Below are 23,772 nucleotides of genomic sequence, written 5' to 3'. Positions count from 1 at the left end.
GGTAACACTGTCCGGCATACCACCCTTACGTTTTAGTATAACTTAAAATACCATGAAATGCCAGAGGGACAGGAGAAAATTACTTAACTTTATGTTGTTTTACAATGGAAATAACTTTATCCAGGGCTTCTTGTAAGCGAGACGGGTCTTTTCCGCCGGCCTGGGCCATTTCAGGGCGCCCGCCTCCCCCGCCACCTACTACGGAGGCCACTTCCTTGATTATTTTTCCGGCATGCAAGCCACGCGAAGTGAGGTCCTTACTTACACCGGCCACCAAGTTTACCTTCTTATCACCGGACCGGTTGCCGAGAACAATTATTCCGGAACCCATCTTATCTCGTAAGAGGTCAACCATAGCCCGCAGACTATCCATGTCCCGTGCCTCGGCTTGCGCTGCCAGCACTTTTATATTTCCAACTTCGATTGTCTTATTCAAAAGACTTTCAACTTCGTACCTTGCCAGTTTGGCCCGCAGGGTTTCAATTTCCCGCTCCAAGTCCTTATGTTCTTTGACAAGTGTCTTCACTCGTGATGCTGCCTCTGTGGGAGAAGTCTTAACCAATCCGGCAATACTGGCTAATTGCTCTTCCTGGGATTCTATATGGCGGAGTGCCTTTTCACCCGTAACTGCTTCTACCCGGCGAATACCTGAACCTACACTTCCTTCATTTAAAAGTTTAAAGATGCCCACTTGGGCCGTGGAGTTCAGGTGTGTACCTCCGCAAAGTTCGATGCTGAAGTCACCCATCTTGACAACGCGCACCAGCTCGCCATATTTTTCTCCAAAGAGGGCAATGGCCCCCATTGCCTTGGCTTCTTCAAGGGAAGTTTCAAAGGTCTCGATGGGCAAGTCGGCCATCACGGCCTCGTTAACAAGGCGTTCAATTTTACGGAGCTCATCCCGGGTCAGCGCGGCATAATGGGTAAAATCAAAGCGTAACCTTTCCGGCTCCACCAGTGAGCCGGCCTGGTTGACGTGCTCGCCCAGAACTTCTTTTAAAGCCCTGTGCAGCAAATGGGTGGCGGAGTGATTGCGGGCAATATTTTTCCGCCGGCCGGCTTCTACCTCTACCTGTACAGTATCCTTTATCTTCAAAGTGCCGGTCTGTATTTTACAGCAGTGTACGTGCAGGCCCTCCACCGGCCTGAAAACATCCTTAACCTCCACTTCCAGCCCGGGAGCCGTAATTTTGGCCCGGTCCGCCACCTGACCTCCGGCTTCGGCATAACAGGGAGTGGTGTCCAAAATCACGTAAGCTTCTTGGCCGGCGCCAACACTATCTACACGCTTATCTCCCACAACCAAGCTTAATACTTTGGCCTGGGCCGAAAGGGTCCGGTATCCTACAAAGTTAGTTTGTCCTATTTCGTCTCTTATAGCGCTGAATAAGGCATCCCTTTCGGACAGGTAATCGGTTTCCTGCCGGGCACTCCGGGCCATCTGCCTTTGTTCCTCCAGGGCTTTTTTGAATCCTTCTTCATCCACCGCTATGCCTCGTTCGGCAGCAATTTCTCTGGTCAGCTCCAGGGGGAATCCGTAAGTGTCGTACAGGCGGAAAACATCCTTACCCTCAATGGTATTTTTACCTGTCTTCCTGGCCTCGTCGATAAGCTTATTTAAAATTTCCGAACCTTGAGTCAGAGTTTCGCTGAATTTCTCTTCCTCATTTTTTATAATCTTAGTTACATGATCCCGGGTTTTGAGAAGTTCAGGATAGGTATCTTGCATTTGCCTTATTACCGCCTTTGCTACATCAAACAGGAAAGGCTCTTCTTTGCCCAGCAGCCGGCCAAACCGGACAGCCCTTCGTAAAAGGCGGCGCACCACGTAACCCCGCCCTTCGTTGGAGGGAAAGGCCCCGTCGGAAATGGCAAAAGTAATTGCCCTGGTATGATCGGCGATAACTTTTAAGGCCCTGTCAACTTCAGAATCGTTTCCATACTTAACCCCTAAAAGGTGGGCGGAATGATCTATTATTTCCCGTAAAAGGTCGGTATCAAAGTTTGTGGGCACACCTTGAAGCACCGAGGCTACCCTTTCCAAACCCATTCCGGTATCGATGCCCTTGTTGGTTAAAGGACTGTATTCACCGTTTTCATCCTTAAAAAATTGAATAAAAACAAGATTCCATATTTCCAGGAAGCGGTCACAGTCACATGCCGGAGAACAATCGGGGGACCCGCATCCCCGGTTTTCTCCCAAGTCAATATGTATTTCGGAACATGGCCCGCATGGCCCTACACCAATTTCCCAAAAATTATCTTCTTTACCCAGGCGAACAATACGCTCAGCGGGAACACCGATTTTTTTGTTCCAAATTTCAAAGGCTTCCTCATCGTCTAAATAAATGCTTATCCATAGTTTCTCTTTGGGTAAGCCCAAATGTTCGGTTACAAATTCCCAGGCCCAGGTAATGGCTTCATCCTTAAAATAATCACCAAAGGAAAAGTTGCCCAACATTTCAAAAAAGGTATGGTGTCTGGCTGTTTTGCCCACTTCCTCAATATCCGGTGTGCGCAAACATTTCTGACAGGTGGTAATCCTTTTATATTTCGGTTTTGCTGTCCCGGTGAAATAAGGCTTGAAAGGTACCATACCCGCTGCCGTCCACAGTATACTAGGGTCATTTTCCGGAATTAAAGAGGCACTGGGAAGTCTTTTATGGTTTTTTTGCTCAAAAAATTGTAAAAATTTTTCCCGTATTTCATTGCCAGTCATAATTAATCCCCCCATAATAATAATGAAAAAGCCTTTCTCCCCGGTCGGGGGCGGAAAGGCTCCGAGGAATCCCTGGTATCACCGACAGTGCTGGACAAATTTGCACCATAATTATATAAATACACCTTTCAAATGTCAAGAAATTACACCTTTTACTCGCCAGTTAAAAGTTTTTTCATGGTAAATCTTAAAACAACTCTCAAAATGGCTGCCACCGGCACTGCCAGAATCATTCCCAGGAGTCCGAATAGATGTCCCCCTGCCAGCAGGACAAGAATAACGAATAGGGGATGCAAACCCACTTGGTCGCCCAGAATTTTGGGTGATATGAAACTTGCATCCAGCTGTTGAATGATAAGAAAGGCTATTATAACCTTTAAAGCAAGCCATTTGGAAGTTAAAAGGGCCAGGGCTATGGCAGGAAGGGCACCTATGACAGGCCCGAAATAAGGAATAATTTGGGATATACCAGCAAAAACCCCCAGGATGAAGGGAAATTCTACTCCCAGAATGATCATGGCCAGCCAGGTAAGTACCCCTACAATGAGACTTACGGTCACATAGCCGCGGATAAAATTATACAAAACCTGGTGGATTTCAGAACCCAAAGCTAAAATATCTTCCCGCCACCGGACAGGAATAACGTTTATTGCTTTTTCTTTAAAAAGTTCCGCGTCTTTTAAAAGGTAAAAGGCCAAAATGGGAGCTAATATTACGTTAAAGAGGTAGCCGGCAAGTCCCATGAATGCTTCTGTAACCCGCCGGGCCATTTGTATCAAATAATTTTCAATCCAGCGTACCCGTTCTTCGATAACGCCGCGAAGCGCCTCGGGAATTCCGGCCCGGGCATAATGTTTTTGAATAGATTGGACGAACTCGGTAATCTGAGCCGTATACCCGGGGATCACATCAACCATACGATTTAATTGTTTATTGATATGGGGCATACCGTAAAGAATCAAACTTATTAAAATAATGATTAGCACTGCATACACAACCAGTATGGCTGCAACCCTGGGGCAACCTCTTTGCTCCATTAGCGACACAACCGGATTCAAAAGATAGGCCAGTGTAACGGCCAGTAAAAAAGAGAGGAAAATTCCCCGTACAAGGTACAAAAAATAGATACCCGCAGCTGTAAGCAGCACCAATAATGCAAGGCGATAATACTTTTTCTTTTGCCACCAGGTCAATTTACCCACCACCAAAAAAATAGTGAGGAATACCTATTCCCCACACTGTTCTGCATTTATATACCTTTGATTTTATTTTTTAATAAATTCATTTACGGTTTTACCAACTTCATTAACGGTCCTGCCAATGACCTGAAGCCGGCTGCGCCGCGGCCTTACAATCCTTATAAATCCTTTTCTCTCCGGTTGTTTCTGCGGGGCCAGGAGCAACCCCAGCACGGCTCCCAGTATGCCGCCTGTAATAACACCTCTCAGGAAATCCATGCGCACTTAATTTTCACCCCCTGCTGTGATTAAAGAAGGTAACGATTATCAGGGTCAAAAGCAACTAAGCTCCCGTCTTCGGCAACATCATAAATTTGTACACCTTCCTTGGTTACCCTGTACTCTTTGCAGCAATCCCAACAGTAATACTGGTCAACTCCCACTTTGCCGGTGGCTTTACCGCCGCATACCGGGCAGTTCACCGTATCGCCTCCCTGTGTAGTGGTTGGTGGTTGACACCGCGGCTGTGGCTTTCGAATTATTATAGCGAGTTACCTGTTCCTTAAATACCTGCCGGTGCCGTAAAACGGTATGAGCGCCTGCCCTGAGACAATTCGATATGTTATGAGTATTACCGTTATAAAAATAAAAAATGCACGAAAGGTCGTGCATTATCTATCCAATACGTTTTAAAATTGTACCTCCACCTAAAAGGTAATCCCCCCGGTAGTAAACAACCGCCTGTCCGGGAGTTATGGCCCGCTGGGGCTTTTTGAACCGCACTCTTATGGTTCCGTCATCTTGGGGAAAAAGAGTTGCAGGTGCAGGTTTGGCGTTATAGCGGATCTGTGCTTCCGCCTCCACTTCTCCTTCCAACTTATCAAAAAGAATCAGATTATTATCCCCGGCCACCAGTTCAGAACAATACAGGGCCTCTTCCGGTCCCACTATTACGGCATTCCTTTGGGGATCGATATCCACAACGTATATTCTTTTACCGGTGGCCAGGCCCAATCCCCTTCTTTGACCTATTGTGTAAAAAGGGATGCCTTTATGGCGTCCCAGTACATTGCCATCCAGGTCGAGGAAAGGGCCGGGCTTAATTTCGTCGCCCGCATATTTTCTAATAAAGCTATGATAGTCGTTGTTGGTAACAAAACATATTTCCTGGCTTTCAGGTTTTTCCGCCACTTTCAGCCCCCGCTCAGCCGCCATTGCCCGAACCTCGTCTTTGGTATATTCACCCAGGGGCATAAGGGTATGGGCAATCTGATGCTGGGTCATGGTATAGAGAAAATAGGTCTGGTCTTTTTTGGAGTCCCGGGCCTTTTTTATAACATACCGGCCCAATTCTTCATCATAAGACAGGCGGGCATAGTGCCCCGTCGCCACGTAGTGAACATCTAAACGCAGCGCTTTACCCAGCAGGGCTTCAAATTTTATCCGCCGGTTACACACCACGCAAGGATTTGGTGTACGCCCGCTCAAATATTCTTCAACAAAATTTTCGATTACTGTATTTTCAAAAAGGGAGCGGAAGTTAAGAACATAATACGGTATGCCCAGCTTGTTGGCCACCGCACGGGCATCATCTACTGCAGATAGGGAACAGCACCCCACGAATTCCCCGTCAACCTCGGTCTGACCGGGATCCCAAATTTGCATGGTAATGCCGATTACTTCGTACCCTTGTTCTAATAAAAGGGCGGCGGTAACCGAACTATCAACTCCGCCGCTCATGGCAACTAAAACCCTTTTCTTTTCCACGACATTCACCTACAGTACGGTTGTGATAAGCTCATTTCTTATTGTTTTTCTTTTCCTGGTAATCCTTAATGGCGGCATGTAGTGCGTCGGCCGCCAGGTTGGAGCAGTGCATTTTTTTGGGCGGGAGGCCGTCCAGGGCCTCGGCAACGGTCTTGTTACTGATATTCATAGCCTCTTCAATGGTTTTACCCTTTACCAATTCGGTAACCATGCTACTGGTGGCGATGGCCGCACCGCACCCGAAAGTCTTGAACTTAATATCAATAATACGGTCATTCTCAACTTTAATGTATATTTTCATAATGTCTCCACAGGTGGGATTGCCTACCTGGCCAATTCCGTCGGCATCGGGTATTTCACCCACGTTTCTCGGATTTTCAAAATGATCCATTACCTTTTGGGAATACATTAGAACCCTCCCCGCAACCAATATATTTTGAATTCCCAGTTCTATTTATACGTTTTTATGCCCGGCAGGAACGGCTAACTTTACAAGCCTCACACTCGCTTGTCATCTGGAATTCAGTTTCCTGATCCAGGGGTGACATGGAACGCAGCCTTTCCACTATGGGAGGCATAACTTCCATAAAGTAATCAATATCTTCGTCGGTATTATCCCTTCCCAGGGTCAGCCTTATTGAGCCGTGCGCCACTTCATGGGGAATACCCATAGCAAGTAAAACATGTGACGGTTCCAGGGAACCGGAAGTACAGGCAGATCCGCTGGAAGCGGCAATACCTTTCATATCGAGGCTCAACAGCATCGATTCACCCTCGATGAATTGGAAGCAGAAGCTTGCATGGCCGGGAATCCGCTCGGTGGGATGACCTGTTAGCTTAACGTTGCTTATTTTGCTTGTCACTTCTTTAATAAGCCTGTCCCTCAGCCTGTTCAGGTGAGCCGTGTCTTTTTCAAGATCTCTCACCGCCAATTCGCAGGCCTTACCAAGGCCGATAATGCCCGGTACATTTTCGGTACCGGCGCGGCGGAGCCTTTCTTGGGCCCCGCCGTGGAAAAGGGATTGTCTCCAGCGGGTTCCCTTTCGTATGTAAAGCGCTCCAATGCCTTTCGGGCCGTATATCTTATGCCCGCTAATGGTAAGTAAATCAACTCCCAAATCGTCAACATTTACCGGAATCTTACCGAAACTTTGTACAGCATCGGTATGGAATATAACCCCACGCTCCCGGGTTATTTTCCCTATTTCTTCAATGGGCTGAATGGTCCCCACTTCATTATTGGCGTGCATTATGGATACCAATATGGTCTTGTCGGTAATAGCATTGGCAACATCATCCGGGTTAACCATGCCGTACTGGTCCACCGGTAGAATAGTTATTGTAAATCCTTCTTTGCCCAAGGCCTTTACCGTATTTAAAACGGCGTGATGTTCCACGGCAGAAGTTATAATGTGGTTACCCCTGTTTTTATTCGCATGGGCAGTTCCGTGAATGGCCATATTATCGGATTCCGTTCCCCCACTGGTGAATACTATTTCACCGGCATTGGCCCCAATGGCAGCTGCTACCTTTTCCCTGGCTTCTTCTACAGCATTTCTCACCTGGCGGCCAAAGTAATGCAGGCTGGTGGGATTGCCAAAATTGTCCGTAATATACTTGTACATTTCTTCTGCGACCTCTGGACGTACTGGGGTAGTCGCGCTGTAGTCCATATATACTCTGCGCAACTGTGATTCCTCCTTTTTTTAAATGTAGTACATATAATAGTTCTTCGATTTTTTAATTCTTTCAGCATCCCGGCACATGTCTGCCAGGCTAATAGAGTCCAATACTTGCGCTATGCTGTCGCGAACCCGGGCCCAAACCGTTCGGGTAATGCAAATATCGGACTGATCGCATTCAGCAGGATCCACTTCACTAACACATTCTACCGGGGCAATGGGACCTTCCAGCACCCTTATGATTTCTCCAACAGTAATGTCTTTGGGATCCCGGGCCAGCATATACCCGCCCTGTGCCCCGCGGACACTTTTTACCAGGCCTGCTTTGCGTAAAACCGAGATAAGTTGTTCCAGGTAATTATCTGAAATATTTTGGCGCTCCGCCACGCTTTTGAGGGGTATGGGATTTGTCCCATAATTTAAAGCTAAATCGAACATGGCTTTCAGTCCGTAGTGCCCCCGGGTTGAAAGCCGCAATATCCCACCCCCTTTTAATTCATACTAAAACACTCGGGTTTCAGCTGGGAATATATTAGCATAGTAGTAGGATTTTTGTCAATTAAAAACCTACTATTTTAGTCAGAATTCATTTATCATTGCTCCCCGGAGTATAAAAAATCCTTTCTTTCAACTGGTCCGGCAGGTATTGTTGCTTGACCCAATTTCCCGGGTAATTATGGGGATATTTATATCCCACCCCGTGCCCCATGGCTTTGGCTCCCTTATAACTGCTATCCCGCAAATGTAAGGGCACTGGAGCTGTATTTTCCTTTTCTACGGCCCGCATGGCCTTTTCAATGGCTACGTAGGATGAATTGCTCTTGGGTGCCTTTGCTATGTAAAGGGAGGCCTCAGCTAATATTATTCTGGCCTCCGGCATTCCTACCCTTTCTACGGCCAGGGCTGCCGAAGTAGCCAGTATTAAGGCCTGCGGGTCGGCCAGGCCCACGTCTTCCGCAGCATGAATCATAAGCCTGCGGGCCAAAAAAACAGGGTCCTCGCCGGCATACAGCAAACGGGCAAGCCAGTAGACCGTGGCCTGGGGATCGGAACCGCGCATGCTTTTTATCCAGGCTGACAATACATCATAATGCTCGTCGCGGCGGTTATAATTCAGGACTCTTTTCTGGGCAACTTCCTCTGCCGTATCCAGCGTAATATTGCGTACTCCCGAATCATCGGGCGGGGTAGTTAAAACGGCCATCTCCAGGTAATTTAAAGCTATTCGGGCATCCCCGTTGGCCATATCCGCCAGGAACTCCATGGCTTCGGGCCGAATGGACACATTATAATTTCCCAATCCCCGATCCCGATTATGCAGGGCCCGTTCCATAATCTTAAGCAGCGCTTTCTTAGAAAGAGGAGAGAACTTGTACAGGCGGGACCGGGATAATAGTGGCCTGCTAATGGAAAACATTGGGTTTTCAGTTGTTGCACCTATCAAAGTGATTAGGCCTTCTTCCACAAAGGGCAGCAAGGCATCCTGCTGGGATTTGTTGAACCTGTGAATTTCATCTATAAATAATATTGTTTTGCGGTTATGATAGGCTCGCCTTTCCCGGGCTTCATTAACGATACGCCTGATGTCGGATACTCCGGCCATTACCGCGTTTATGCTTTCAAAGTGGGAATTGGTCCTGTTTGCAATTATACGGGCCAAAGTTGTTTTACCTGTTCCCGGAGGTCCGTAAAAAATTAGGGACTGGAGCTGGTCGGCCTCAATAGCCCTCCTCAAAGGAGTGCCACGGCCAACAACATTTTCCTGTTCTTCAAATTCTTCCAGCGAAGCAGGTCTCATGCGCAGTGCCAGGGGGCTGAACCGGTAAATGGCTTCCTTCGTCTCGAAGAGGTTTCCCATTGTAACACTCCTCTTAAGATAAGAATAAGCACGCCTTAGCGTGCCTATTTTTAAAGATAAATATTAATTTATGAAGTTAAAAATGATTGCTTTTCCATTATATGTGCTTATCCAAAAGGGCCTGCAGCTCCTTCTTGGTTTTAAAACCAATGGACCGCTCAACTTCTTCACCGTTTTTAAACAAAATCAGGGTAGGGATGCTGATAACTTTATATTTTCCCGGGATATTTTTATTTTGATCTACATTTAACTTACCAATTGTAACTTTATCTCCGTATTCAGCTGCAATATCTTCTAACACCGGGGCAATCATCTTACAAGGCCCGCACCACTCGGCCCAAAAGTCTACAAGCACGGGTTTGGTAGAATTCTCTACAAAGCTCTTAAAGTTATCGTCCCGCAACTGTTGAATTCTTTCATCGCCCAAAGAGTTTCTCCCCTTTCCTGAAAAACTTTTATATTTTTTACTGTATCACTTATTATCTGACATATGTACATGAGCCTTTTTGTACAATTTTACTACCAATTATAATACCGTGTTTAAGACCTTGTCAACGTAAGATACCAATTTGTCCGTGTCAAGATTCAGTAGGTATCTTTTAACATGAGACCTCACCGCTTAAAACATTAGTTTTACGGCGGCGGCCTTGACAGCCACCCCGCATGTGATATAGTTTCAGTACCGACGGGGCGGCTCCGGGGAACATGCTGCATACTTTAGCATACCCCGCCGGCTTGTACATTTTATCACATGCGGGGACCCCGGCTGTCAAGGCTACCCTCCGGCGCCGCCTGAAAACCTCAAAGGCTCTCCAAGGAACATGCTTTTACAAAAGAGCAGAAAAGCTGGGACGGCTAAGTTCACGTAAAACATACTTAATCCACAGCCGGTCAGCAAAAGGACCCTTTAAAGCCGGAACAGACGCCTGCAGCCATTTTTCCACATCCTCTGTTTTTTGTTTTTCGACTGGCTTTAACTGCGCAATTTCTCTCAATTTCCGGTGTTTCACCGGCCAGCGCAAAGTATAATTGCCAAGCTCCCCGTTTGCCTTAGCGGCCAAAACACGGGCCATCCGGTCTCCTCCAGGGATTGTCCACCTGGCTCCCAGGCGTTTCATCCGCCGGGCCACGTTGTGTTGAATCTGCCCTTCAATGGTGCCCAAACGTTTTGCTCCCGGCGAGGCAGCGATCCCCGCCCAGTTTTCCTCAAGATAATGCAGAAGTTTGGTGATCCTCTTCTTCCGGTTGCCCCTGGTGTTTTTTGCTGCTTCCGTAAGAACTCTTTGGGTCTCCTCCCAGTTACCCTGGGAAATGGCCAGGGCCACCTTCCGGTAGGTTTCTTCGTCGTACCAGAGGGCCTCGGTTAAATGCCTGCTCAGGTGGTATGGGTCTAAGCGATACACAGCGCCGGGAAAGTAATCAATTCCCTGCTTGGACCAGTCTGCCCCGTCGCCGCCGATGAAGATCCTTTCGGTTTGGCTCAGGTCCCATTTTCCCCCGGCTACGGCATAGTTTTCTTCCCAGGCTGCCTTACCGTCATTTAGGCTGCTTAAAACAAGCTTGTTTTTCAGGGCGAAGCGACCTTGGCCAATTTGTTCCTTCCCTTCGTAGACGACCATATGCTTAATTTCTCCTCTTTTCTCTTTTGTCTTCTGCAGGCGGATTATCACTCCGTCGGCTTCGATACACAGCTCCGGGGTTACCTCTTTCCCGCCGGGAGCTTCGCCCTTTTCAAAAACCGCTGCCCTTTTTTCTTCTCCTTCTTGCTGCAAGACTTCTCCCACTTCTTGGGTAGCCTGCCAGACGGTCATGGGACTTAGGCCGGAAACAAGGTGGTTTAAGATCTCGGCGGCACGGGCAAAGGAAAGTTCGGTGCTTAGTTTGACGGCCAGTTCTTTTAAACGGGGGGTGATCTTGGCCCGGGCTGGCCAGCCCAGCAGCTCGTCTAAAAAGAATTTGGTTTCCCCGGTTTTTTTGTTCCTGTACAGGCGCCTTTTGAAGAGAAATTCCCCAAAGGTGCTTACTGCTGTTTTAGCCCGAAAGCCGACCACTTCCCAGGTGCTCCGGTCACGTTCATTCATCAGGCGGGTATCGATCTGTTCCAGGGCCCAGGTGAAAATTTGGTTGCAGACTGCCTGGCACAGCTCATGGATGCCTTTTTCAAGCTCATAAAAGTCTTTGCACTCGCCAATTAATTTAGTTAGGCCAGAACCGAATAGAAGGACTGCCCCCACTATGTGGCGAATATTTAACATGAGACCTCGCCCTCCTTTAATTTCCGTTGGAGTGTTTTTGGGGTGAGGTCTCATTTCTATTTCTAGGAGGTTGATTTCCTTCTGGTGCCTACTGAAATTTTACACGGCCTACCAATTTAACGACAACCTACGGGCAAAAATAATGCATTTATACAGTTCAGGTAGAGTTTCCTTTAAAAAAAGTATCCAGCCGTATCTCAGGCTGGATACTTTTTTTTCACCTAAGCTTAACAACCCCACAAGTGCCGTGGACCCTTAAAGTTTCTTGAACCCGGTCTCAACAGGTGGGTGCCCTCCTAATTGCTTTTTGTGTCCCCTTTGAGGGGCATACAAGCCACAATTAGAGTCAAGCTCCCTATGTGATGGTGTTGGCTCAGAACTTCAAGGTGGCCACGTACACTGCAGGGTGTCACTGGCTTTTGCTAGCATTATGTTAACATATACTGTTACCGCTCGCAAGGGGGTAAGGCATTTTATTGATATTTTTTTATTTGTTTTAGGAATAACATTGATATATTGGATCTACTTGCCTGGCTTTTGGTTCTTTGTAACGGTTTTAATATACAATTCCTCAAGCTGAGCCGGGTCCACCGGGCCGGGGGCCTCCATCATTAAATCCGTGGCGCTTTGGGTCTTGGGAAAAGCGATCACGTCCCTGATAGTCTTCCGCCTGGCCAGGAGCATCAACAGGCGATCGAGGCCGAAGGCTATACCGCCGTGGGGTGGGGCACCGTAATCGAAAGCTTCCAACATGAAGCCAAATTTTTCCCTGGCTTCCTCCTCGCTTAAGCCAATAACTGAAAACATTTTTTCCTGTACATCCCGGCGGTGTATACGTATACTTCCGCCCCCTACCTCAACACCGTTAAGAACCATATCGTAAGCCCGGGCCCGGGCCTTACCAGGTTCGGTATCTAGCAGTGGAATGTCTTCTTCCCTGGGTGAAGTAAAGGGGTGGTGAACCGCTTCCCAGCGCTTGCTTTCCTCATCGTATTCCAAAAGTGGGAAATCCAACACCCACAGAAATTGATATTTGTCCTCGGGAATTAAGCTAAGACGTTCAGCCAGGTGAATACGCAGGGCCCCGAGGGCATCATATACCACTTGCGGCTTATCGGCTACAAAAAGAAGTAAATCCCCCGGCTTTGCCCCGAGACGGGTAAGTATGGTGTCAAGTTCCTTTTCTTCGAAAAATTTGGCTATGGGAGATTTTACACCGTCCCCGGTAATAATCAAGTAGGCCAGCCCCTTGGCCCTGTAGATGGCGGCAAACTTGGTTAAGTCATCAATTTCTTTGCGGCTGAAATTCCCGCATCCGGCGGCATTGATCCCCTTTACGATTCCGCCGGAGGCCACGGTGGAATTAAAAACTTTAAACTTACAGTTTTCAGCCACGTCAGAAATGTCTACCAGTTCCATGCCGAAGCGGATGTCGGGCTTGTCCGTTCCAAAGCGTTCCATGGCCTCATGGTAAGATAAGCGGGGAAAAGGAAGGTCAATTTCCAGCCCTATAGTTTCCTTGAATAATTGAGCCATCATTTCTTCCATAAGTTCCAGCACATCATCAACGTCAACAAAGGACATCTCCAGGTCCACCTGGGTGAATTCGGGCTGCCGGTCGGCCCTTAAGTCCTCATCTCTGAAACAGCGAACGATTTGGAAATAGCGGTCCATGCCTGCAACCATTAAAAGTTGTTTAAAGAGTTGCGGTGACTGGGGCAGGGCATAAAATTTACCGGCGTTTAGCCTGCTGGGCACGAGGTAATCCCGGGCTCCCTCAGGTGTACTGCGGGTAAGCATTGGGGTTTCTATTTCCCAAAATCCCTTGCTGTCCAGAAAATCGCGAATTACTTTGGTGGCCCGGTGGCGCAGTTTTATATTCCGCTGCATTTCCGGACGCCGCAGGTCCAGGTAACGGTATCGCAGGCGCACGTTTTCGTCCACGTCTATACCGTCTTCTATATAAATAGGAGGAGTTTTAGCCGTATTAAGCACTTTTAATTCTGAGGCAATTACTTCGATGTCCCCGGTGGTAAGGTTTGGATTTTCAGTACCTTCCGGGCGCTTCTCCACCTTTCCGGTGACCGCCAGGACATATTCCGACCTGACGGTCTCGGCTTTTTTAAATGCCTCCGGTGCCCTATCCGGGCTAAATACAACCTGAACTATACCCGTACGGTCCCTCAGGTCTATAAATATCAGGCCGCCGTGGTCTCTGCGCGTATCCACCCATCCCGCTAAAACTACGGTCTCACCGGCATTTTCCAGGCGCAGGTCACCGCAATAATGGGTACGTTTCCAATTCCGCATTGCTTCAGGCATTTGCTTACCTCCTAATAGTTGTGGTTAGTGGTTGATATTAAAGGGTAAGGTCCTTGTTTTTTATTTGTCGGTACAGGGCTGGTCTTTTTGTTTTATCCTCTTTATCACTTCTTCCAAGGGTACTTCTTCCTGATTCCCCGTATCCATCTCGCGCAGTATCGCTGTTCCCCGCTTCAGTTCATCACCGCCCAACAAAAGGGTATACCTGGCTTTTATTTTTGAGGCATATTTCATTTGAGCTTTAAGGCTGCGGTCCTGGTAATCCTGATCCGCTGAAATGCCTTCCCCTCGCAGTTTAAAGAGCAGCTCAAATGCCTTCGGCTTGTCCTCCGGGGTAAAAACAGCCACAAATACGTCGGGGCCCGGAGATGCTTCCACTTCAACACCCTGCCTGTCCATGGCCAGGATAATGCGCTCCATGCCCAGAGCATAACCTATGCCCGGTATGGAAGGCCCGCCGCAGGCTTCGATAAGGCCGTTATATCTGCCGCCTCCCCCCACGGAACTTTGGGTTCCGATATCCGGGACCGTTATTTCAAATGCAGTATGGGTATAATAATCAAGCCCCCGTACCAATTTATTATTTATAATGTAGGGAACATGCAGTAATTCAAGGTGCTTGCAAACGGTTTCAAAATGTTGCCGGCAATCCCGACACAGGCATTCAATGGTTGTAGGCGCCTCCACGCCTACTTCCCGGCACCGGAAGTTTTTACAATCGATTATACGCAGGGGATTTCTGTCAAACCTTTCCCTGCAGTTGGAACACAGTTCGTCCAATCTCGGCCGGAAATATTCCTGCAGCTTTTCCCTCAACCGCGGGCGGCATTGGGGACATCCCACACTGTTTACGTGCAATTCCATGTTTTTAAGCCCCACCCGGGTATAAAATTCCATGGCCATGGCCATTACTTCCGCGTCCACTCCCGGGTGATGAGAGCCAAAAACTTCTACCCCCAGCTGGTGAAACTGGCGATATCTTCCTGCCTGGGGCCGGTCGTAGCGGAACATGGGCCCGATGTAATACAGCTTCACCGGCTGGGGTCCGGAACTAAGTTTGTTTTCCAGATAGGCCCGCACCACCGGGGCAGTACCCTCGGGCCGCAGGGTTATACTGCGGCCACCCCGGTCTTTAAACGTATACATTTCCTTTTCAACTATATCAGTGGTTTCACCCACACCTCGAACAAAAAGTTCAGTATGTTCAAAAAGAGGAGTGCGAATTTCTTTATAATTATATTCCCTGCAAAGTTGACGCATGGTATCTTCTATAAACAGCCATTTTTCCACTTGCCCTGGGAGGATGTCATTTGTTCCCCTGGGCCTGCTGGTTAACATTATGGCATTACCTCACTTTAACCAGTTTTTTCAATATAAAACTCCCGACCCCTGGAAAGGGACGGGAGTATTTTCCCGCGGTGCCACCCTGCTTGGATACTGAAGGTATCCCACTTATATGACTTTAACGGGGCCTCCGGGCCGGTCTACTGGGTCTGAAGCCGTTCAACGGCCACTCCCGGGTGTCTTTCAGCATATTTCCGGGGAAAGGCTTTCAGTCCGCGGCCTTTCCTCCTTGAACCGGAAGACTACGCCTATGCTTCCCGGTCAACGATTTACCCTATATTCATACCTGTGGTCAATTTTATGCAAAAAATATCGGCTTGTCAACCTTATACCCTGGTTTCCCTTATATCTTTAAAGAGCGAAGGACTTACAGGAGAAGAAAAGGACGAGCAGGACAAATTAAAGCTGTTTTATGTAAACTTAAAGCCGCGGCCTGCAGGCCGCGGCTTTAAGTTCTACCTGGCTTTTTCCAGTCCCAGGGCCCATGTTTTCAATGCTTTACGGTCCACGGACCCATCTGAATTTCGGGGTATTCGGGTTGTTACCCCCCATTCCCTGGGAGCGGTGTGGGCGGCAAGTTCCGTTTTTACAAATGTCCTTAATTCTTCGCCCAGGGCATCCGACCATGAATATCCTTCCTCGAGAACTACGTAGGCCTTTACTATTTCGCCCCTGACCTTGTCCGGTTTACCCGTTACCCCGGCATCGGCCACAGCAGGATGCTCCTTAAGTTTCTTTTCTACCTCCCACGGGCTGACCCTCTCACCCGAGGTATTAATTAACCCGTCTACTCTACCCTGGAAATAGTAATAACCTTCTTCGTCCCGGTAAGCAGCATCTCCGGAAATGAACCAGGGCTTGTGCTTGAAATATTCCGCGTACTTTTCAGGGGCATTCCATACATCTCGAAACATAGCGGGCCACCCGGCCTTTATCGCCAGGTTTCCTACACGGTTGGGAGGCAGTTCGTTGCCATCGTCATCTATAATTGCAGTTTCAATCCCCGGGAAGGGCCTTCCGATGGAACCCAGTTTAATCTTACTGCAGCGGTAATTGCAAATTATATTCATACCTGTTTCACTCATCCACCAGGTGTCGTAAATGGGTAAATTTAACTTTTCCAGGCTCCATTTTAAAACATTTTCCGTAAGGGGTTCTCCCACACTTAATATATGGCGCAATTTGCTGAGGTCGTATTTTTGTAATAACTCATCACCGCCGGACATTATCATGCGAAACGCGGTGGGGGCACTGTACCATACCGTTACACCATATTCAGAAAGGGTTCTGCACCAATCTTCAGCATTAAACCTGCCGCCACGGATAACCACGGGTATGCCGTGCAGCCAGGGTGCCAAAAAGCCGTAGGCAATACCTGTTATCCAACCGGGATCCGCCGTGCACCAGTATACATCACCCGGGCGCAGATCGTGCACCCACTTGGCCGTAATCCACAGGCCCACCATACAGTTGTGTACGTGTACCAATCCTTTGGGCTTTCCATCGGCCCCGGCGGCATAAAGTATGAATAACGGGTCCTCCCGGTCCACCCACACGGGAGTAAATTCCGGAGAAGCACTTTTTACCCCGGACCACCAGTTAATGCAATCATCCGGCGCGTTTTCTTTATCGATTATAAATACATGTTTTAAATCGGGGAGTTTTTGCCTGGGAACTCTCGGCAAAAGTTCCGAAGTGGTAATTAGGGCCGAAGCGCCGGAGTCCTCCAAGCGATCCCTGAGGGCGTCTTCCATAAAAGCCTCAAACAGCGGCACTGCTATTGCCCCCAGCTTGGCAATACCCAGGAAACTGATATATAATTCCGGACTCCTGGGCAAAAAGATACCTACCCGATCTCTCTTTTTAACGCCTAAGGTTTTTAACATGTTGGCTGCACGATTGGAAAGTTCTGTCAGCTGTTTAAAGCTGTAATTTTCTTTCTGCCTTTCACTATTACAATAATATAGTGCAATATTTTCACCGTTTTTTTCTACATGGCGGTCCACTGCCTCGTGGGCGATATTAATCTTCCCGGAATAATACCAGGAAAATTCTTTCTCTACTTCTTTAAAGTTAAAACTTCTTTGCAGTTCTTCGTAATTATTCATGTTATGGTCACCAGGCAAAGGCTCGATTATAATATTATCAAGCAACCGTAATCCCCCTCCCTTTTCATGCAAATATTGGATATTTAAGTATACTAGAATATTTTGAATATTCCTGCTTGCATAACATGTAATAAAATTAAGAAAAATAATTGTTTTTGATAACAGGACATTTAAAAGAAATGTTAAATTATAATTTTAAAATCTTCAAAAGGAGCTGTTAGCGTGAAAATCCTGGCCAAAAATAAAACGGTACCTTTAGGGCGCATGTTATTTGTGGATAAAGGAAGTTATACCAAAGATCAACTGGAAGTGGAATCCACCGGTCCGTATAAGCTGGAGGAAAAAGAAAATTGCTTTGTTATACAAAATATAGATTGCTGTAAGGCAATTATGGTTACTGTAAAGGTTAAAGATGCATAATAAAAAACCCGGGTTTCCCGGGTTTTTACTTAAAGAAACGGGTTTGTTCGTTTTTCTGTACCTATGGTGGAAGCGGGGCCGTGTCCGGGATAAACTTTAGTATCATCGGAGAAATTAAGAAGCCTGGTTTTGATGGAATTAATTAAAGTGGAGTGACTTCCGCCCGGAAAGTCAGAACGGCCCACGGAGCCGGCAAAAAGGGTGTCGCCGGTAAATATTACATCACCGGTTTTCAGGCATATACCCCCAGGAGTATGTCCCGGCGTATGGATTACTTCCAGTTCAATATTTCCTACTTTAATGATATCACCGTCTTTTAAAAGCCGGTCTGCTCCCTTGTGCTGAATGTTGGAGCCCATGAACATGGACAGGTTTTTGGCAGGACTGGTCAACATCTCGGAATCTTTTTCATGAATAAGAACCTGGGCGCCGGTAGCTTGATGTACCTGGTTTAAAGCGCCTATGTGGTCCACGTGGCCGTGGGTCATAATAATTTGCCTGCAGTTAAGTCCGAGCTGTTTTAACCGGGCGACGATTTTGTCCCCGTCGGCACCGGGATCGATTACAGCGGCCTCTTTTGTTTCTTCACAGCCAATTATGTAACAGTTGGATTCTATGGGACCTACAATAAGCTTTTCTAAAATCAACTTTCACAACCTCCATTTCAAAATTGTTTACTGCTGTCCAAAAGCAGGGTTACCGGGCCGTCGTTAATTATTTTAACGGCCATATAAGCGCGGAAAATTCCCGTGGCCACCTTAACACCCCGGGCCCGTAATGCTTCCACGAACTTGTTGTAATACTCCTCTCCTTTGGCGGGGGGAGCAGCTTCGCTGAAGTTTGGTCTTCTCCCCTTGCGACAATCCCCGTAAAGGGTGAATTGGGATACAACAAGGGCTTCACCGCCGATATCCAGGAGAGAAAGATTCATCTTTCCCTGTTCGTCCTCGAAAATACGCAAATTGGCAATCTTTTCTGCCAGATATTCTACATCACGGTCGGTATCCCCTTCTCCTACTCCCAAAAGAATAACCATGCCGGGGCCAATGGCCCCCACTATTTTTCCTTCAACTGCCACCGAACTCTCAGTTACCCGCTGTACTACTGCCCGCAAGATTAACTACACCATGCCTTTCTTTTTTATATTTCTCCCGCCATGTCCGCTCCTGTGTACCTGGTATATATCCTGAATCTTGCCAATACGATTGATGATGTATTCAAGTTGCTCGAGGCTTTTTACCTGTAATACCATTTCTATAATTGCCTGGTGATTTTTTCGGCCACGGGCATTTACCCAGCTGGCATTCATTTTCATATCCGTGAGTACGGCCATCACATCACTTAATAGACCTGTACGGTCCACCCCGGTTATTTCCAGCCTAACCTGAAAGGGGGAATCAAAATTGTCTTCCCATGAAACTTCAACCAGGCGTGACTTCTCTTCTTCCATAAGGGATTGAACGTTTCGACAGTTAGTCTGGTGAATGGAAACGCCACGGCCCCGGGTAATGTAGCCGATAATTGGATCTCCGGGTACGGGGTTGCAGCAATGGGCAAGGCGTATTAGCACATTGTCGATACCTTTAACTTTTATTCCCCGGGCAGGCTTTTGTTTCGCCAGAACGGGCTTTGTTTCCGTTACCAGAGACTGGATTTCTTCTTCCAAATAGCCCTTCTTTTCTGGTTCGGCTGATTCCTGCCTGATGCGATATATAAGACTTTGAGCGGAAATTGTGCCGTCACCTACTGCTGCCAGCACATCATCGGGAGTGGTAAGGTTTAATTTTTTACCATATTCAACCAGTTTATCACTTTTTATGCTATCAAATTCAATTCCTTGCTTTTTGGCTTCCCGCTCCAGGGCCTCCTTACCTTTTGCGATATTTTCGTTCCGCTGTTCTTTTTTAAACCACTGGCGAATGCGGTTTTTTGCCTGGGAAGTCTTTACAATATTTAACCAGTCCCTGCTTGGACCGTTACTTTGGTTGGATGTTAAAATTTCTACTATATCACCGTTTTTGAGCTGGTAATCCAGTGGGACTATGCGATTGTTAACCTTAGCCCCCACACAGCGATGCCCTACCTGAGTATGGATCCGATAAGCAAAATCTATGGGAACCGAACCGGCGGGAAGTTCTATAACATCGCCCTTGGGAGTAAATACAAATACCACATCGGTAAAGAGATCTATTTTAAGATTTTCCATGAATTCTTTGGTATCTTTTAGTTCGTGCTGCCACTCCAGTATCTGTCTCAACCAGCTGAGTTTCTGGTCAAAGGCTTTATCTCCTTTATTATTTTCTTTGTACCTCCAGTGTGCTGCAATACCGTATTCAGCGGTCCGGTGCATATCCCAGGTACGAATTTGAATTTCCAGAGGTTCTCCCTGGGGCCCGATAACAGTGGTATGAAGGGACTGGTACATATTTGACTTGGGCATGGCAATATAATCTTTAAATCTACCGGGTATTGGTACCCACATGGTATGCACAATACCCAGACAGGCATAGCAGTCCCGCACGGTATCCACCAATACCCTTGTGGCCATAACATCATAAATCTCATGAAAATCCTTTCCCTGGCGCATCATTTTCTGATAAATACTATACAGGTGTTTGGGCCGGCCGTGAACTTCGGCGGTAATGCCCATTTTCTGCAACTTTCCCTTTAAAATTACATTAACCTTGTTGATATATTTTTCACGCATACGGCGGGTGCGTTTTAATTTTTCGGCAAGCTCGTAATATTTTGAGGGAAGGGAATAGCGAAATGCCAAATCTTCGAGCTCCCACTTAAAATGGTAAATTCCCAGCCGGTGGGCCAGGGGAGCATAAATATCCAGGGTTTCCATGGAAATTTCCTTTTGCTTTATTTCCGGCTGGTATTCCAGTGTTCGCATATTATGCAGCCTGTCTGCCAGCTTTATAAGGACAACTCTAATGTCCCTGGCCATTGCCAGAAACATTTTACGTAAGTTTTCCACCTGGCGCTCTTCCTTGGAACGATATTCCAGGCGGCTCAATTTTGTAACACCATCAACCAGCAATGCTATTTCTTTACCAAACTCCTGTTCAACTTGTTCCAGAGTTACCTCAGTATCCTCTACCGTATCGTGCAATAAACCGGCTACAAGAGTTTCCATGTCCAGTTCCAGCCCGGCCAGTATTCTGGCTACAGCAACGGGATGATTGATGTAAGGCTCACCGGAAATACGGGTTTGACCCCGGTGAGCCTCTTCCGCAAAGGCATAAGCCCTTTTAAGAAGGGAAATATCTGCGGCAGGGTTATAAAGAATGACTTTTTGCACTATGTCTTCAAATGCCATTATATTCCCTCCCTTAGGAGCGATAAAACAGGCCGGGTTTTAAAGCGGACATGAGAATAAGAAAACTTAACGATAATTATAATTGAACATATTTTAGCCAATTTAGGAAAAAATTTTTTTCCAGGGCCAGCTGATACCATTTTAAGCAAGATGCTTTTAACTGGTGCAAATAGCTGTATGTAGGTGAATCGTATAAATTTAACTTTTTTTTTGGAGGGGGAAATAATTTAAACTGAAATTTATTATTTTCTTCATAATCCAGAAGTTGCAATTCTTTAAATATCTTAAAAGCTATAGATATGCTAAATTCATGTGCCGCCGGAAAACCGTTTGCAGCTAAAACTTTTATGGCATCTCGAGCTGAAAAACATGGTCGCTTTGCCTGAAAAAGAGCTTTTAAAAGGTTGTAAAAGCCTACCAAAAAATTGCGTTCAGGGGCCAGGGAATGCAAATATTCTTCAGCTATTTCCCCATCTTTCTTGTTATATAACAGGTGTACCCGTGTTGCACGATAGGAAGTCAATAAATTATAAAATTCCGTGGAATGATAAGGGATGTTATAAAAAACCAAATTGTCAACCGGGGAATTTTCCGGCAAATGCAACGGTTCAGGTGTGGATATTAATACTCTGGCATGATTTTTATCTACAGTATCTTTTATAATACCTTGCAAATTTTCGTGCAGCAAGGAGTTAATAGAAACTTCTTCCGGGGCCATTAAATTACGTTTTGTCAGGAAAAAGAAAAGTTCTATAGTTTGGCTGGGACAACTTACAATTATTACGGTTCTTTCATCTTTGGAACATATACTGCCCAAAATATCTTCGCGGTTGAAGTAATCACGCCAATCATTTATTTCAATTGGCTGCGAGAGAGATTCGATAGAAGGAACACTTTCTTTGCAATTAGTTAAATAATTATTTTTTATACCACATTTAGCCAGTTCCTTGATAACAAACACGGGCCAAAATATTTCTTTATACTGCTTTTTAAAATCACCCGGGGAAAATTTGCTTAATATGTTACTGGTTTTATCCCTTTGTTTATCTTCGTTGAAGTAAAGGCCGGCGCTTGCGGGCTGAATATCTTTTACTTCCAGCTGGAGAAGTTTTTTTCCGTTCCAATGGTTTATAGTTGGAACAAATGCCAGGTCCACATCCCTGGCGGCAAGGACTTCCACGTATGAGCTCAAGTTAAAACCTATGCCGTCAAAGGTAACCCCCCCATCCTTAACCAGCATTTTTAAATGATTTCCATCTTTACCAACTTCTCTTAAGTTTACAAGGGATACATTATGACAGGCAAATAAAGGATGCGGGTTACCGTGGCCGTAAGGCGACAGTTTATCTACCTGTTCTATCAGTTCTTCGGTTACTTCGTTAAGAGAAATAATAATGTCTAAATTTATATCAGGAATGAGTGACTCCTTTGTAAGTACCGCGTCGGCGTAGTTGTTTATTTTTTCCCGAAAAGCGTCTAATTCACGGCAGGGAAGGGAAAACCCGGCAGCCTGGGCGTGGCCCCCGAAATTCAGAAGTTTATCCTTGCAGTACTCGAGGGCGCGGTAGATATGAAAGCCAGGTATGCTGCGGGCAGAACCTTTACCAGTGTCTCCGTCCAGTGATACAAGGAGTACAGGCCGGTAAAATTTTTCCACTAACCTGGACGCCGCAATGCCGATTACCCCTGGATGCCATGTTTCTGAGCCCAAAACGAGGACCTTATTACCGGCTAGCTCAGGGTGACTTTCCAGCATATCCAATGCTTCGGCCAATACTAATGACTCTATTTTCTGCCTCTGTTGATTCTCACGATTAAGTTGAGAGGCAAGTTCCCAGGCCTCGGCATAATTTTCCGCCAGCAGAAGGTCAACTGCTAGGCGGGCATCGCCAAGGCGCCCGGCGGCATTTAAACGGGGAGCCAGTGCAAAGCTAACCTGGGTTGCATCAATATTTTCGCTTTTTATTGAACTAATGCGCATTAAAGCCTGAAGTCCTAAATTTGCCGTATTGGCTAAAGCCGATAAACCTTCTTTAACCAAAATCCTGTTTTCGCCCTGTAAAGGAACTATATCCGCCACCGTTCCCACACAGACCAAATCCAAATAATCCTGCCAAAAACAATCGCCCACTCCCATTGTCTTTGCCACCGCCTGGCCTAATTTGAAGGCCACTCCCACTCCGGCTAGCTCCTTAAAAGGATAATTGCAATCCGGCTTTTTGGGGTTCAAAAGTGCCAGGGCCGGCGGCAAATTTTCCGGAGGTTCATGGTGATCAGTAATAATGATATCCGGCCCACCGCTGCTGTTACTTTCAGCCACTGTTTCAAAGGCACTGATACCGCAGTCTACCGTAACTACAAGGGTATGTCCGGTTTCCCGAGCCCTTTCCAGAACCGGCAGGTGAAGTCCGTATCCCTCGTTTATCCTGTGGGGAACATAATAATTCACTATTCCGCCAAGCCTGCGAAGAAGGCTTACTAAAAGGGCTGTGGCAGTAATCCCGTCAGCATCGTAATCACCGTATACCAGTATCTTTTCTCCCTTTTTCAGAGCCAGGGATATACGGTCCACAGCTTTATCCATATCTTTCATTAACTCCGGCGAATTAATATTCCTTAAATCACCCCATAAAAAGGTACGTGCAGCATCTACGGTATAGATACCCCGGTTTATCAGAAGTTGCGCCACTACTGGTGAAATATTTAATTCCCTGGACAAAATGGTTTGGAGAACAGGATCAGTCTTTTTTACCCGCCATATTTTCTGCTTCAACTTTGGACCCTCATTTTACCG

General features: G+C 46.7%; 20 protein-coding genes, 1 other RNA gene and 1 other annotated feature. Of the genes, 1 reads left to right on the top strand and 20 read right to left on the bottom strand.

The genetic code is table 11. The features are described 5' to 3' along the window. Positions 1-79: 79 nt before the first annotated feature. From alaS to acsA, 16 genes are all read right to left on the bottom strand, one after another. Positions 80-2,719, bottom strand: a complete 2,640-nt coding sequence (alaS, locus tag ACX4JR_RS07660) for an alanine--tRNA ligase (protein WP_476060413.1) — start codon at positions 2,717-2,719, stop codon at positions 80-82. Positions 2,720-2,871: 152 nt separating this feature from the next. Next, the gene (locus ACX4JR_RS07655) at positions 2,872-3,912 is read right to left on the bottom strand and encodes an AI-2E family transporter (RefSeq protein ID WP_476060412.1); all 1,041 of its coding nucleotides are present in this window, start codon (positions 3,910-3,912) and stop codon (positions 2,872-2,874) included. A 72-nt stretch (positions 3,913-3,984) separates the two neighbouring features. Continuing rightward, positions 3,985-4,182 (bottom strand): YtxH domain-containing protein, encoded by a 198-nt coding sequence (locus tag ACX4JR_RS07650; RefSeq protein WP_476060411.1) that lies wholly within the window; start codon positions 4,180-4,182, stop codon positions 3,985-3,987. 23 nt (positions 4,183-4,205) lie between these two features. Then, entirely contained in the window at positions 4,206-4,379 is a 174-nt protein-coding gene (locus ACX4JR_RS07645; RefSeq protein WP_476060410.1) for a hypothetical protein, read from the bottom strand. Positions 4,380-4,572: 193 nt separating this feature from the next. Continuing rightward, on the bottom strand, positions 4,573-5,664 hold the full coding sequence (gene mnmA, locus ACX4JR_RS07640; protein WP_476060409.1) for a tRNA 2-thiouridine(34) synthase MnmA: 1,092 nt from the start codon (positions 5,662-5,664) through the stop codon (positions 4,573-4,575). A 31-nt stretch (positions 5,665-5,695) separates the two neighbouring features. Continuing rightward, the gene (gene nifU / locus ACX4JR_RS07635; RefSeq protein ID WP_476060408.1) at positions 5,696-6,073 is read right to left on the bottom strand and encodes a Fe-S cluster assembly scaffold protein NifU; all 378 of its coding nucleotides are present in this window, start codon (positions 6,071-6,073) and stop codon (positions 5,696-5,698) included. A gap of 55 nt (positions 6,074-6,128) precedes the next feature. After that, complete coding sequence (gene nifS / locus ACX4JR_RS07630; RefSeq protein ID WP_476060407.1) at positions 6,129-7,352, bottom strand: cysteine desulfurase NifS; 1,224 nt, start codon at positions 7,350-7,352, stop codon at positions 6,129-6,131. 18 nt (positions 7,353-7,370) lie between these two features. Further along, a complete protein-coding gene (locus ACX4JR_RS07625) occupies positions 7,371-7,823 on the bottom strand; it encodes an RrF2 family transcriptional regulator (RefSeq protein ID WP_476060406.1) in 453 nt (150 codons plus the stop codon). 109 nt (positions 7,824-7,932) lie between these two features. Then, positions 7,933-9,204: a replication-associated recombination protein A gene (locus ACX4JR_RS07620; RefSeq protein WP_476060405.1), complete on the bottom strand. Its 1,272-nt coding sequence runs from the start codon at positions 9,202-9,204 to the stop codon at positions 7,933-7,935. A gap of 97 nt (positions 9,205-9,301) precedes the next feature. Next, the gene (gene trxA / locus ACX4JR_RS07615) at positions 9,302-9,631 is read right to left on the bottom strand and encodes a thioredoxin (RefSeq protein ID WP_476060404.1); all 330 of its coding nucleotides are present in this window, start codon (positions 9,629-9,631) and stop codon (positions 9,302-9,304) included. Positions 9,632-9,803: 172 nt separating this feature from the next. Next, positions 9,804-9,977 carry a hypothetical protein gene (locus ACX4JR_RS07610; RefSeq protein WP_476057841.1) on the bottom strand — a complete coding sequence of 58 codons (174 nt, stop codon included), beginning with the start codon at positions 9,975-9,977 and terminating at the stop codon, positions 9,804-9,806. A 54-nt stretch (positions 9,978-10,031) separates the two neighbouring features. Further along, on the bottom strand, positions 10,032-11,459 hold the full coding sequence (locus ACX4JR_RS07605) for an ISLre2 family transposase (RefSeq protein WP_476057840.1): 1,428 nt from the start codon (positions 11,457-11,459) through the stop codon (positions 10,032-10,034). Positions 11,460-11,688: 229 nt separating this feature from the next. Further along, a non-coding RNA gene (gene ssrS / locus ACX4JR_RS07600) (6S RNA) lies at positions 11,689-11,870 on the bottom strand. A gap of 111 nt (positions 11,871-11,981) precedes the next feature. Next, on the bottom strand, positions 11,982-13,781 hold the full coding sequence (aspS, locus tag ACX4JR_RS07595) for an aspartate--tRNA ligase (RefSeq protein WP_476060403.1): 1,800 nt from the start codon (positions 13,779-13,781) through the stop codon (positions 11,982-11,984). Between the two features lie 60 nt (positions 13,782-13,841). Then, positions 13,842-15,119: a histidine--tRNA ligase gene (gene hisS / locus ACX4JR_RS07590; RefSeq protein WP_476060402.1), complete on the bottom strand. Its 1,278-nt coding sequence runs from the start codon at positions 15,117-15,119 to the stop codon at positions 13,842-13,844. A 54-nt stretch (positions 15,120-15,173) separates the two neighbouring features. Next, positions 15,174-15,399, bottom strand: a binding site (T-box leader). Positions 15,400-15,580: 181 nt separating this feature from the next. Continuing rightward, on the bottom strand, positions 15,581-17,278 hold the full coding sequence (gene acsA / locus ACX4JR_RS07585; RefSeq protein WP_476060401.1) for an acetate--CoA ligase: 1,698 nt from the start codon (positions 17,276-17,278) through the stop codon (positions 15,581-15,583). Between the two features lie 177 nt (positions 17,279-17,455). On the opposite strand from acsA, the gene ACX4JR_RS07580 reads away from it, so the two are divergent. Beyond that, positions 17,456-17,653: a hypothetical protein gene (locus tag ACX4JR_RS07580; RefSeq protein ID WP_476060400.1), complete on the top strand. Its 198-nt coding sequence runs from the start codon at positions 17,456-17,458 to the stop codon at positions 17,651-17,653. 29 nt (positions 17,654-17,682) lie between these two features. Here the strand turns inward: ACX4JR_RS07580 and ACX4JR_RS07575 are convergent, their stop codons facing one another. The 4 genes from ACX4JR_RS07575 to recJ all read right to left on the bottom strand — a co-directional run bounded on the left by ACX4JR_RS07575 (position 17,683) and on the right by recJ (position 23,751). After that, entirely contained in the window at positions 17,683-18,300 is a 618-nt protein-coding gene (locus tag ACX4JR_RS07575) for an MBL fold metallo-hydrolase (protein ID WP_476060399.1), read from the bottom strand. Positions 18,301-18,317: 17 nt separating this feature from the next. Beyond that, positions 18,318-18,767 carry a D-aminoacyl-tRNA deacylase gene (gene dtd, locus ACX4JR_RS07570; protein ID WP_476060398.1) on the bottom strand — a complete coding sequence of 150 codons (450 nt, stop codon included), beginning with the start codon at positions 18,765-18,767 and terminating at the stop codon, positions 18,318-18,320. 6 nt (positions 18,768-18,773) lie between these two features. Then, positions 18,774-20,978 carry a RelA/SpoT family protein gene (locus ACX4JR_RS07565; protein ID WP_476060397.1) on the bottom strand — a complete coding sequence of 735 codons (2,205 nt, stop codon included), beginning with the start codon at positions 20,976-20,978 and terminating at the stop codon, positions 18,774-18,776. A 76-nt stretch (positions 20,979-21,054) separates the two neighbouring features. Beyond that, positions 21,055-23,751: a single-stranded-DNA-specific exonuclease RecJ gene (recJ, locus tag ACX4JR_RS07560; protein ID WP_476060396.1), complete on the bottom strand. Its 2,697-nt coding sequence runs from the start codon at positions 23,749-23,751 to the stop codon at positions 21,055-21,057. Between the last annotated feature and the right edge of the window lie 21 nt (positions 23,752-23,772).

This window comes from Desulfofundulus sp. JL263-se, assembly GCF_056316025.1.
This window is presented reverse-complemented; position numbering and strand designations above follow the sequence as displayed.